Source organism: Microcoleus sp. B13-B6, from assembly GCF_036705405.1.
Lineage (GTDB): Bacteria > Cyanobacteriota > Cyanobacteriia > Cyanobacteriales > Microcoleaceae > Microcoleus.
In genome coordinates, this window is record NZ_JAUBUJ010000161.1 from 1 (window position 1) to 10,832 (window position 10,832).

General features: G+C 43.9%; 14 protein-coding genes. 4 read left to right on the top strand and 10 right to left on the bottom strand.

The window, feature by feature from the left end:
• The 3 genes from QUB35_RS36810 to QUB35_RS36820 form a co-directional block, all read right to left on the bottom strand.
• Positions 1 to 372: IS630 transposase-related protein (locus QUB35_RS36810; protein WP_445252133.1), on the bottom strand; the 372-nt coding region annotated here is incomplete at its 3' end.
• Between the two features lie 375 nt (positions 373 to 747).
• On the bottom strand, positions 748 to 2,646 hold the full coding sequence (locus QUB35_RS36815; RefSeq protein WP_333147689.1) for an ATP-binding protein: 1,899 nt from the start codon (positions 2,644 to 2,646) through the stop codon (positions 748 to 750).
• A 564-nt stretch (positions 2,647 to 3,210) separates the two neighbouring features.
• On the bottom strand, positions 3,211 to 3,438 hold the full coding sequence (locus QUB35_RS36820; protein ID WP_333051858.1) for a hypothetical protein: 228 nt from the start codon (positions 3,436 to 3,438) through the stop codon (positions 3,211 to 3,213).
• A gap of 328 nt (positions 3,439 to 3,766) precedes the next feature.
• Here QUB35_RS36820 and lepA point away from each other — a divergent pair, with 328 nt between their 5' ends.
• Positions 3,767 to 5,581 carry a translation elongation factor 4 gene (gene lepA, locus QUB35_RS36825; RefSeq protein WP_333147691.1) on the top strand — a complete coding sequence of 605 codons (1,815 nt, stop codon included), beginning with the start codon at positions 3,767 to 3,769 and terminating at the stop codon, positions 5,579 to 5,581.
• 134 nt (positions 5,582 to 5,715) lie between these two features.
• Here the strand turns inward: lepA and QUB35_RS36830 are convergent, their stop codons facing one another.
• Complete coding sequence (locus tag QUB35_RS36830; RefSeq protein WP_333147693.1) at positions 5,716 to 5,919, bottom strand: hypothetical protein; 204 nt, start codon at positions 5,917 to 5,919, stop codon at positions 5,716 to 5,718.
• Between the two features lies 1 nt (position 5,920).
• Between QUB35_RS36830 and QUB35_RS36835 the strand changes: the two genes are divergently transcribed.
• Positions 5,921 to 6,133: a hypothetical protein gene (locus QUB35_RS36835; protein WP_333147695.1), complete on the top strand. Its 213-nt coding sequence runs from the start codon at positions 5,921 to 5,923 to the stop codon at positions 6,131 to 6,133.
• Positions 6,134 to 6,256: 123 nt separating this feature from the next.
• Here the strand turns inward: QUB35_RS36835 and QUB35_RS36840 are convergent, their stop codons facing one another.
• The gene (locus QUB35_RS36840) at positions 6,257 to 6,454 is read right to left on the bottom strand and encodes a DNA-binding protein (RefSeq protein ID WP_333104164.1); all 198 of its coding nucleotides are present in this window, start codon (positions 6,452 to 6,454) and stop codon (positions 6,257 to 6,259) included.
• A gap of 166 nt (positions 6,455 to 6,620) precedes the next feature.
• Here QUB35_RS36840 and QUB35_RS36845 point away from each other — a divergent pair, with 166 nt between their 5' ends.
• Positions 6,621 to 6,920, top strand: coding sequence for a type II toxin-antitoxin system HigB family toxin (locus QUB35_RS36845; protein ID WP_333147697.1), 300 nt, complete (start codon positions 6,621 to 6,623; stop codon positions 6,918 to 6,920).
• The gene (locus QUB35_RS36850; RefSeq protein WP_333147699.1) at positions 6,904 to 7,308 is read left to right on the top strand and encodes a transcriptional regulator; all 405 of its coding nucleotides are present in this window, start codon (positions 6,904 to 6,906) and stop codon (positions 7,306 to 7,308) included. Before QUB35_RS36845 ends, QUB35_RS36850 begins: the two co-directional genes overlap by 17 nt.
• Positions 7,309 to 7,414: 106 nt before the next feature.
• On the opposite strand, the gene QUB35_RS36855 is transcribed toward QUB35_RS36850, so the two are convergent.
• From QUB35_RS36855 to QUB35_RS36875, 5 genes are all read right to left on the bottom strand, one after another.
• Complete coding sequence (locus tag QUB35_RS36855; RefSeq protein WP_333147701.1) at positions 7,415 to 7,963, bottom strand: hypothetical protein; 549 nt, start codon at positions 7,961 to 7,963, stop codon at positions 7,415 to 7,417.
• Positions 7,956 to 8,429, bottom strand: coding sequence for a hypothetical protein (locus tag QUB35_RS36860; protein ID WP_333147703.1), 474 nt, complete (start codon positions 8,427 to 8,429; stop codon positions 7,956 to 7,958). Before QUB35_RS36860 ends, QUB35_RS36855 begins: the two co-directional genes overlap by 8 nt.
• A gap of 235 nt (positions 8,430 to 8,664) precedes the next feature.
• Positions 8,665 to 9,126, bottom strand: coding sequence for an Imm30 family immunity protein (locus tag QUB35_RS36865; RefSeq protein WP_333147705.1), 462 nt, complete (start codon positions 9,124 to 9,126; stop codon positions 8,665 to 8,667).
• Between the two features lie 191 nt (positions 9,127 to 9,317).
• On the bottom strand, positions 9,318 to 9,722 hold the full coding sequence (locus QUB35_RS36870; RefSeq protein WP_190740856.1) for a hypothetical protein: 405 nt from the start codon (positions 9,720 to 9,722) through the stop codon (positions 9,318 to 9,320).
• A gap of 11 nt (positions 9,723 to 9,733) precedes the next feature.
• Positions 9,734 to 10,708: a hypothetical protein gene (locus tag QUB35_RS36875; protein WP_333147707.1), complete on the bottom strand. Its 975-nt coding sequence runs from the start codon at positions 10,706 to 10,708 to the stop codon at positions 9,734 to 9,736.
• Positions 10,709 to 10,832 lie beyond the last annotated feature (124 nt).

The window sequence follows — 10,832 nt, forward strand, 5'->3', positions numbered from 1 at the left end:
AATTAATTCTCTCAGATTTCTGTAGTATTTCATTCTTTCTTCTCTATTTCTTTCTTGATAGCGAAGTTGTTTTTTTTTCTGGTAATTTTCAGTTTTTTTAAGGCATAGCAGATGGCACTCGGTCTGACGCCTGAAAGTTCTTGCTCTTTCTACTAATCTTGCTTCAGGATTTTTTTCAACATCTTTTTTGAGGGCTTCCCAATCTAGCTTTCGTTGACGGTGGTTGACCTGAGTTGGTCGAAGGTCTTCCCTACCTAACCATCTATAAATTGTTGCTCTTCCTACCTTAAATATGGCGGCCGCTTTCGTTATACTCCCTCCATTTTCTACATAATTGACTACTTTTTGTCTTAGGTCTAGACTGTAAGCCATTTTTTTCTAATTAAGTATTTTTATCGATTTTATCATGATCTTACCTCTGTCTCACATTTATTTGAAATGACTATACCAATTATCGATGACTTTTATTCACGAAACGGAACTCACGGATACAGGAATATAGCAATTTTTAAGTGAGTAAGGTACAGTTGGGTAATTGGTAATTGGTAATATCAATTCCGGCTGCGCCGGAATGATATCAAATCCGCGCTTCATCGTGGGGCGTAAAGTGGAATTAAGCTGCCAACAAATAATTCGCGCAATTTTCATTTTTTTACTCACAGTCAACAGTCCACAGTCAACAGTCAACAGTCAACAGTCAACAGTCAACAGTCAACAATGATTCCGGTTGCACCGGAACCGCTATGATTAATTTTTAAATAGTGGTTCTTGATAAAGCGGCACAGTAAAAGTAACAGTAGCTCCCAGCCCTTCCCCCATACTGTAAAAATTTACTGTACCCCCCATTGCTTCTACGAGTTTTTGAGAAATAGCCAATCCCAAACCGGTGCCGCCGTATTGCCTGGTACGATCGCCGTCCACCTGAAAAAAGGACTCAAATAATTTATCTTGCTTGTCGAGAGAAACGCCAATACCAGTATCAGCGACTCGAATTTTTACCATTCCGGGGAACTGCTGGTTGTGAACAGTCACCTTTTTCTTAATAACCTCGGCACTGATGCGAATTCCCCCTTCCCCGGTAAATTTAATTGCATTGCCCGTGAGGTTCAAGATTACTTGAAGCAGGCGTTGGTAGTTGCCATACACAATAATCTCGTCCTCCACAGGGGGTTTTTGGATTTGAAATTGCAATCGCTTTTGCTCGACTTGAACCCGTGTAAAATCCTCAACTTGTTGCAAAAGTTCACCGAGTTTGACGGGAGCGAGGTCTAACTCCATTTTGCCAGCTTCGATTTTAGCGACATCCAAAATATCGTTAATCACATTGAACAAATGTACTGCTGAGCGGTAAGCTTCTTCGATAAATTGGTGCGCTTCTTCGGGGTCATCTGCCATGCCGTCCATAAGCAGTTTTAGGAAGCCGAGGATGCCGTTGAGGGGGGTGCGGAGTTCATGAGAAGTATTAGCAAGAAATTGACTTTTAAGTTGGGAAAGAGCCACGGCTTCGGCGCGAGCCTGTTCTAATTCTTGGTAAAGTGTAGCGTGGGCGATCGCACTGCCGACTTGAGCGACTAACTCGCGGGCGAATTCGAGTTCGACAGGACTCCATTTCGGAGAGTTGCCGCAGCGGTGCAAACATATCAGTGCATTGGGTTGGTCTTCATAGGAGGTAGCTGCTACGAGCACGGAATGGCGGTAGAAGGGATCGGTGGCGGGGGAGGCGTAATCGACTGCTACTGGTTTTAAGGTGGCTAAAGTTTGAATCCACCCTGGCTGTTCGGCTGCGCGCAGTTCTAATCCCAGCATAGAAGAGTAAGCTTCTTGGCGGTACTCAGCTACTACTTTAAAAGTTTTCGATTGGAGATTTTCGATTTGAGCGGGAGAAAGCCGGAGCGAGGGGTCGCTAGCTATGGACTGTTGTAATTCGGCTGCTGCGGCGGTCGAATTTTGCTGATTTTCTGAGGCAAGGAAGGGGGATGTTTCGAGATTTTCGCTGTCTTTTTTGTAGGAACAGATGATGCAGCGACTCGCGTTCAAAACTTGACCCAAACTGTTAACAGTTTGTTGCCAAATTGTGTCTAAATCGAGGGTTTTGTGCAGGTTTTGAGCGATTTGGGAGATGATTTTACGGTCGATTTCCGAGTAGGGAGGGAGCGATCGAGCGGGGATGCGGCTCGCTGGAAGCGACATTTGTTGACGGCCGTCCAAGGGGGATGGCAAAGCTCGATAGAGCATGAATTCTGGGGAGTCTGGCCGTCTGTCTGTGGGTTTGTCAGACAGCAGCCTTCCCATAACTAAGACTTTTGTAGCTTTGCCGTTTGAGTCGATCGCCGGAGTGAGTGTCAAATCGAAGAGAAAATATTGTCCGGCGTGGCAAAATGGATAGCTGAAGCGTTGCGGTACGAGGGTTTCGATCGCCCGCCGCAGGATATCGAGATAAGGCGCAGGGGGGATGGGTTGCAGGGTTTCGCTGAGGGGGCGATCGACAATTTGTTCTGCTGTAAGGTTGTACTGCTCGGCTTTTTGCCAGTAAAAAGATAGATATCGACCAGAGGCGTCTTGGGTAAATACTAATTCTGCCCCTAACTCTTGAAAAAAAACTGTAGAGGCGAGGCTCGATCGCCGGAAATCTGTGTTAGAGTCCATCAGAGTAGGGGATGAAAGTAGTTCGGATTTGGGAGAATTGAGTTTTTAATAAAGGACTCAATTCTCCCCATTGTTTGGGGCTTCTACTGTTAATTTGTGAGTTATTAATCAATTAAAAAGTTTTTGGCTTTTTCATTAAAACATTAATCGCTCAAAACTAACAATTCGCAATATTTTTAGGCTTCTACTATTGACTTTTGAGTGATTAATGAACTCATAAAATATTAATTATTTAATTCTGAGCTCAACTCTAAACTCAAAACTCTTCGTTCTCAGCCGTTTTGGGTAATTTAAAGATAAAAATTAAGATTGAGAAATTAGGAATCTGCACCGATTAACTATCAAGTGTGAAAATTACGCCAAAATATGAGGCTGCGAACAACTCAAGTCGGGAAATGGCTCACGCATTTTTTCCCTCACCTAGAATAGTTCCGAGGTTGTGATTGAGCCGAGTTCACTCGCCCACCACCTGTAGCTTTAGCCACGAAATCTGCAGGAGATCGCCCGTGCGATCTAAATTTCACACCCCGCAGATTTGCGCGCGCCGTCTGGGGCGAGAGCACCTCAGTCGTTCCATTCACCACGCGGCGGGACTGGGGGGTTGCGGCGTAAACTCAGAGCCAGCTCGTCTTCCCGGCGCTCGCCTCGGAGCCACTGCTTGATTGCTGTTTCAATGACTTTGCTGGGGTCATTCGTCAAGTGCTTAATTTGGTCTAGCAGTTCAGGATCGATATGGATGGACAGTTCGACTTTTTCTGACGAACTGTGGGAAGGTATTCTTGATTCGCTCATAGTTTAAAAATCCTAGTTTTAATTCTTAAGTTTCAATTCTTTTGATGACAACCGACTGGACTAGATATTGGCAGTCCCTGATTTGCACCCAACCTTTCCTCAACCGCTTAACCGCTTTCTGTACAATGAGAGAGAGAAAAGTTTTTTCCTTTTGGGTGTCCGGGCTCGATCGGACACTTGAAAGGCTAATAACTGATACTCTTGAGGTTTGCCTCAGTTGTGGTTTCATCTCAATCCCCAGTAAGAGGTTGAAGTAAGCACTCTACTCTTGCTTGTGTAATCATACAACAAAAAGTATCCTTTGCCGATTAGCTCTTCGATAAAAAACATGACTAACGTCCCTGTATCTCGCATTCGTAATTTTTCGATTATTGCTCACATCGACCACGGAAAATCGACCTTGGCCGATCGCCTGTTGCAGGCGACTGGGACTGTGCAGGCACGGGAGATGAAGGAGCAGTTTTTAGACAATATGGATCTCGAACGCGAACGCGGCATTACGATCAAGCTGCAAGCGGCTCGGATGAATTATACTGCCAAGGACGGTCAGGAGTACGTACTCAATCTGATCGACACTCCGGGACACGTGGACTTTTCTTACGAGGTGTCGCGATCGCTCGCTGCTTGCGAAGGGGCGCTGCTGGTGGTAGACGCATCTCAAGGCGTGGAAGCACAAACCCTGGCAAATGTCTACCTTGCCTTGGGAAACAATTTGGAAATTATTCCAGTTTTAAATAAAATTGACCTGCCGGGGGCAGAACCGGAACGGGTAAAAGGGGAAATTGAAGAAATTATCGGTCTGGACTGTAGCGGGGCGATTGAGGCTTCGGCTAAGGAAGGAATTGGTATAGATGAGATTTTGGAGTCGATCGTCGAATTGGTGCCGCCGCCGCAGGATACTGTTGACAAACCGCTGCGGGCGCTAATTTTTGACAGTTATTACGACCCTTATCGCGGGGTAATTGTGTATTTCCGGGTGATGGACGGAAGTGTCAAAAAGGGCGATCGAGTTTTGTTGATGGTTTCGGGTAAGGAATATGTCATCGATGAATTAGGCATCCTTTCACCGACTCAAGTTCAAGTAGACGAACTGCACGCCGGGGAAGTTGGTTATCTGGGGGCGGCAATTAAAGCAGTAGCTGATGCTCGCGTCGGCGATACGATTACTTTGGTCAAAAAGCCTGCACCGGAGCCTTGGCCGGGTTATACAGAGGCAAAGCCGATGGTTTTTTGCGGCTTGTTCCCGATCGATGCTGACCAATTTCCAGATTTGCGGGAAGCTTTAGAAAAACTCGAACTCAACGATGCGGCACTTTCTTACGAACCGGAAACTTCGAGTGCGATGGGATTTGGTTTCCGCTGCGGTTTCTTGGGTTTGCTGCACATGGAAATTGTGCAAGAAAGACTGGAGAGAGAATACAATTTGGATTTGATTGTTACGGCTCCTTCTGTGGTTTATCAAATCACAACAATTAAAGGGGAAGTGTTAACAATTGACAATCCCAGCCACTTGCCAGATCCTCAGTATCGCGAGAAAATTGAGGAACCTTATGTGCGGGTAGAAATGCTGTCGCCGGAAACTTATGTGGGCGCGCTGATGGAACTGTCTCAAAGTCGGCGGGGCATTTTTGTGGATATGAAGTATCTGAGTCAAGGCCGAACTACGCTGGTTTACGAGTTGCCTTTGGCGGAGGTGGTGACGGACTTTTTTGACCAGATGAAATCGCGATCGCGCGGTTATGCGAGCATGGAGTATCACCTCATCGGTTATCGCGAAAATCCGTTGGTGAAAATGGACATTTTAATTAATGGCGATCCGGTTGATGCTTTGGCGATGATCGTACACCGGGATAAGGCTTATAATGTGGGCCGCGGGTTGACGGAAAAACTCAAGGAGTTGATTCCTCGTCATCAATTTAAGGTGCCGATTCAAGCGACAATTGGCGCGAAGGTGATTGCTTCGGAACACATTCCGGCTTTGCGGAAGGATGTGTTGGCGAAGTGTTACGGCGGTGATATTTCGCGGAAGAAAAAGTTGCTGCAAAAGCAGGCGAAGGGTAAGAAGCGGATGAAGTCTGTGGGTACTGTGGATGTGCCGCAGGAGGCTTTTATGGCTGTGCTGAAGCTCGATCGGGATTCGTAATCTGTGTGGCTTTTTGTCAGGAACAGGCAAGATGCCTGTTCCACAAAGAGTCTGTTTTTTTGTAGTTGTTGGCAGTCATCTAGAACAGGCAAGATGCCTGTTCCACAAAGAGTCAGTTTTCTTGTGGCATTTTGTCAGGAACAGGCAAGATGCCTGTTCCACAAAGAGTCTGTTTTTTGTAGTTGTTTGCAGTCATCTAGAACAGGCAAGATGCCTGTTCCACAAAGAGTCTGTTTTATTGTGGGATGGGCCGGAGAGCCCGTCCCTGTGGAGACCCAGAAACCGTTCCACAAAGAGTCTGTTTTTTGTAGTTGTTTGCAGTCATCTAGAACAGGCAAGATGCCTGTTCCACAAAGAGTCTGTTTTATTGTGGGATGGGCCGGAGAGCCCGTCCCTGTGGGGGTCCAGAAACTCTTTTTCGGAGTGCGTCTAGGACTGTTTAAATCCAGACAAATACAAAGAGTTAGGGAAGTTAGATTAAGAGCGATTCCCTACGGGATAACTACGCTTCACGCACTTTTGGGGATTAAGGGCGATCGCACTGTGGCATAATAAAGTTTACTTTTCAGAGCCAGAATTTATCAAATAGAATTAGGAACCATATGACAGCGCAGCCAGACTGCTCGATAATGCGCCGATAAAGTTCTAAGACTTCTGTTAAAGTTAGATAGCGCATTACGCGAGCTTTTGGTAAAGTTCAGCATTCTTTTTGAGGACGTATTCCATAGCATTTTGGAAGGATGTTTCTGGTGGTGCGAGCAAGTTTTCTGCGCCGGCAAGCAGTAATGCTTCTAGGGAAAGGCCGAGGATATTGGCGGTTTCTTGGAGCTTGTGCAGGCGATCGTCTGGAATTGTGATGGTAATGGTTTGCATTCTGTTTGTGGCTGTGACGATACTCTGAGTTTAGCACGTCAACTGTCTGAGCAGGAGTTAGGATTTTTAAAAGAGCGATCGCACTTTTTGGGATGAAGGGCGATCGCTCTTGACCAAAGAAATTGGTTGAGCTAAACTAAAACTTAGTTTAAATTGCGTATAGTAGATGCACATAATCAGCTACCGACGGGTGCGTGAATACAGCGAAACTCATGCTGATTGCGGGGAAGCTTTGGATAACTGGTTTAAAATTGCTAGCAAGGCTAAATGGTCTAATTTAATTGAGGTACAATCTGTTTTTCCTAAAGCCGAAGCTGTTGGAGGGTTTACAGTTTTTAATATCAAAGGTAATAATTATCTATTAATAGTTAGTATTGATTATGAAAGCAAATTAATTTATATCAAATATATTCTCACCCATGCCGAGTATGATAAGGAGAAATGGAAAAATGACCCTTACTTTTAATCCAGATAAATACAAAGAGTTATTGTCTTTGTATCAGCCGAAAATAATTAGAAATGAAGCGGATAATGAGAAGGCTCTGGCTATGGTGGAAGAGTTGATGCACCGGGGCGATCGCACTCCTGAAGAAGACGAGTTATATGAATTGCTGATTGCATTAATTGAAAAATTTGAGCAAGAATACTATGCACCGGGAGCCACAGCTACTCCTAATTCAATATTGCTGTTTTTGATGGAACAAAGAGAGTTACAACCTGCTGACTTAGTGGGAGTTATTGGATCTGAAAAAAGAGTGTATGAATTGGTTAATGGCGATCGAGATATTGGGAAAGAGCTGGCATTGATTCTGGGGAGTTTCTTTCATGTAGATCCGAGTTTGTTTTGTAATTAAGGGAAGTAAGATTAAGGGTGATTCCCTACGCGATAGCTACGCTCGCGCGCACTTTGAGAGATTAAGGGCGATCGTACTTTTGGAGATTAAGGGCGATCGTACTTAATTAACAAATAGCCGAAGCAGGCGCAATTTCGCCGAGTGGCATCAGGAATTCTTGCTTTTCTTCGCGGGTGATATAGCCGCCATTTAGAGCCATTTCCATGAGTTGTTCGACAAATCCCTTTAACTCTGTTATAACTTGAGTTTTATTCAGTTCAAAGTGTTGATTTCTGGATTTTAGGGTAAACTGGTTTGGAGATAAATATCCAAATTCTTTGAAATTACAGCTAATTTTATCGTTGGTTAATGGCTGCAATTCAAGAGTAAGGCACACACTTTCAACAAATTCTATTTTGATGGGTTTCCCTTGGGATAACTCAGTAATTTTTTTGGGGAGTTCATCTTCTAGGAGCATACAGATATCGGGGTCTAAAAAAACTTTTAGTTTTTCTTCACCAATTTCTATTGATACTGGGCGATCGCATTCAAAGCAAAATAGTTTCAGACCTAATTCAAAATGCGAAAGTTCTCCTAATGAGTCATCGGGTGCGTCAGCATATTGTTCGCAATTAGGTTTTTCTAACTGGATTGTAAAATTGATATAGTTATTCATTTTCATCGCTCCTATCTAATGAGGACAGCGTAGCATCATTGAGAACAGGATAAGCAGATTTGAATGTTCCATCTGGTTTCCTTTTAATAAAAGCATGGGTAACATTTTCAATTATTTTCCCATCGGGATAGTGAACTTTCCCAATAGAACGCTTAAAATTTATAATGTAACAACCGGGATATTTCGGTGTCACTTGTTCAGCTTTTACCCAGTCTCGATCGTTTAGCCACTGGCCTTGAGGCTGATTTTTGGATGCTGCCCTGCCTCTAAAATTAAGGGGTTTCAGTTTTGGGCCATGATGGCGATCGATATGGTCGTAGGCTTTGATGGATTTTGGATTATGCCACTGAGGTTCTACTCCACTGCCTCTCCAGTCACAACCACTTCCTACTTCAATCGTTTGGTCTATTATATCCTGTTCTACAACTTCTGGAGTGTCTTCAGAAGTATCTGTGCCATTATTCAAAATAAGTGGTTTACTCCGGCATGGTATGCGATCGATGATTATACCATTAACTAATTTGAGGAGGGCGATCGCACTTTTGGACGTGAAGGGCGATCGCTCATCCTGAGAGCGGCTTGCATCTTATTTGATAGGTTTAATTTCGGCTATTGGCCGATCGTCTTGCAAGAGTACCAAGATATTCCCATCTTGGATGAGTTTAAGAAAGCTCGACAGATCCCTCTGAATTTCATCAATATTAATTCGCAGTTGCGCTGGAAATAACTGACTCAGCATGGGAAGATAAAGGAGGGGATTCATTAGCGGCTATTTCGCGCAGCAAATGCGTACATAAATCCCGATTTGGAGAATCGGTAGAATGTAACATCTGGCTATATAAATTACGGGATAAATCCTGATTGAGGATTCCATAAATTAGAATCATTGTCCATTCTTTAGCATTAACAATCATCCGGTCTATGCTATCAATAAAGGCCTGCAACTGGTCTTTGAGTTCAAAAGACTCCAGAAAATGAATGAGACCATACATGACTTCATGTTGTTCGCATCTGTCATCTAAAACCAGATAGAGTTCTGGCAAATATTCGCTGTTAAGATGTAGGGCAAGTTCGGCTAAAGCGTATTCAAAACTCATCACTTCCTCATCAGAGCGCATAAATTTATTAGCATTTAATGTTTCTATTAATTGAGTAACGTTCATCTTATTTCTCCCACTTTCTCAAAATTACCCGACCATGCCAGTTTGTAGTGAAAAAGGGTTAGCTATTTTAATTAAATCATGGAAGATTACTTTTGGTGAATGGGAGGCGATCGCACTTTTGGAGATTAAGGGCGATCGCTTTTCAATTTAAGGGGATAGGTGAAGGGGCAACCCACACTCATAAAGGTGAATCAAAACACCCATTCATGGTCTGGATCATTAAGTGCAGCTTTTACTGATGCTAAGTTTGCAAGGTCTTGGAAAGGACTCGACTTAGCTATTTCTGTAATTGAATGTAAAGCTAATGCTAACTGTTCATTATTGCCACTAGCTATTGCCGAATCCACTACGCTAAAAAGATCGCGAAAATTTTCTGCACGCTCATCAAATGAGCGATCGAGGTACTCCATCATCCAATCGCTCTGGGCTTTAATCTGAGCGATGGTTGTTTTTTCCCAGGCATCAATTTCACGCCGTTTAGTCTGCTCCTGCTCTGCCACCATCTTGTACTCAGTGTAAGCTGAGACAAGTTCCTGTAAGCATTCAGCAGGACTGGTGATTTTTGAGATGCCTCGCGAAACTTCTTTTGCTATCATGTCAACTTGCCTCAAATAGTACCGTATTTAGCTTGGATTTTAGCAGTCGCAGGGTTGAGGTTTCCTTCGCTATCTAAGACAGGGGTCTTCATAATTTCTGCAAGCGATTTTACTAGAAGCGCTACCTGTTGCAACTTACGCACATCTGCATTTTGATTTCGCTCAAATGCCTGGGATTCAAGTTCGTTAAGTCCGAGAACAGCACGAGAGTTCAAGTTATTCACCACATAGTTAAGTTCATCAATCCGTCGCTGGACTATTTCCAAAAAGTCTTTAGCAGCATCAATTTTAGCGATTTCTGTATAGACCTTGGCTTCATATTCTCGTGCTTTTGTCAAAGCTTTTTCACCTTCACCAGCAAGCATGAAGCCACCAATTGCCAAGGCTGGACCAACCATAATACCTCCAAGTACAACTGTACCAACTGCCATGCCACCGCCACCAGCAGCCAGAGAACCACCTCCCAGCCATGCAAGAGTCGCATTCCAAGCTGCTGCACCGCTGAGCCCAGCGATCGCAGTGCCGGTACTTGCTGTCCCAAACAGTCCGATCAAGCCAACTGCACCTTGACCTGCCGCTACTGCTGCCCCAGCAGCTTTAAAACCACCTTTGACAAATTGTTCTGCTTCTAAAGCCGCAGTTTTGTACTCATTAATCTGCTGAATAGAAATGCCTTCTAATCCCTCCAAAAACTGCTTGTCGCTTAGAGAACCACGCTGACCAATATGCTCAATAAATTTGACAAATCGCCCAATTGTACGAATTTTGATATTTAGTTGCAGTTGACCGTACTCTTCTGCAAGATTTTGAGTGCATTCCCATTCGTTTTTCAAACGATTGCAAGCACGTTCATGCTGTTCTTGAGCGCTCTTGCCCATTTCCTTTGCATCGTTCATGTCGGAAACACCTGCAATACCAGCTCCAATGCCAAGAGCGGAAGCAGCTATAGCAGCAGCACCCAAAATAATCGGGATTATAAAAATCATAAAATTTTCCTCAAAACTAATGATTCAGCAATGCTCAATGAGTCTAGTTATCGGGACTTAAACATAAAATACGATAAAAATAGGTTATAATGCTTACATAGCAAGCATATAACGTTAAAAAATG

What these genes read in the sequence shown, in the direction of transcription:
- QUB35_RS36815 (WP_333147689.1), bottom strand. Translation starts at nt 2,646, where the DNA reads ATGGACTCTAACACAGATTTCCGGCGATCGAGCCTCGCCTCTACAGTT.
- QUB35_RS36820 (WP_333051858.1), bottom strand. Translation starts at nt 3,438, where the DNA reads ATGAGCGAATCAAGAATACCTTCCCACAGTTCGTCAGAAAAAGTCGAA.
- lepA (WP_333147691.1), top strand. Translation starts at nt 3,767, where the DNA reads ATGACTAACGTCCCTGTATCTCGCATTCGTAATTTTTCGATTATTGCT.
- QUB35_RS36835 (WP_333147695.1), top strand. Translation starts at nt 5,921, where the DNA reads ATGCCTGTTCCACAAAGAGTCTGTTTTATTGTGGGATGGGCCGGAGAG.
- QUB35_RS36840 (WP_333104164.1), bottom strand. Translation starts at nt 6,454, where the DNA reads ATGCAAACCATTACCATCACAATTCCAGACGATCGCCTGCACAAGCTC.
- QUB35_RS36845 (WP_333147697.1), top strand. Translation starts at nt 6,621, where the DNA reads ATGCACATAATCAGCTACCGACGGGTGCGTGAATACAGCGAAACTCAT.
- QUB35_RS36850 (WP_333147699.1), top strand. Translation starts at nt 6,904, where the DNA reads ATGACCCTTACTTTTAATCCAGATAAATACAAAGAGTTATTGTCTTTG.
- QUB35_RS36855 (WP_333147701.1), bottom strand. Translation starts at nt 7,963, where the DNA reads ATGAATAACTATATCAATTTTACAATCCAGTTAGAAAAACCTAATTGC.
- QUB35_RS36865 (WP_333147705.1), bottom strand. Translation starts at nt 9,126, where the DNA reads ATGAACGTTACTCAATTAATAGAAACATTAAATGCTAATAAATTTATG.
- QUB35_RS36870 (WP_190740856.1), bottom strand. Translation starts at nt 9,722, where the DNA reads ATGATAGCAAAAGAAGTTTCGCGAGGCATCTCAAAAATCACCAGTCCT.
- QUB35_RS36875 (WP_333147707.1), bottom strand. Translation starts at nt 10,708, where the DNA reads ATGATTTTTATAATCCCGATTATTTTGGGTGCTGCTGCTATAGCTGCT.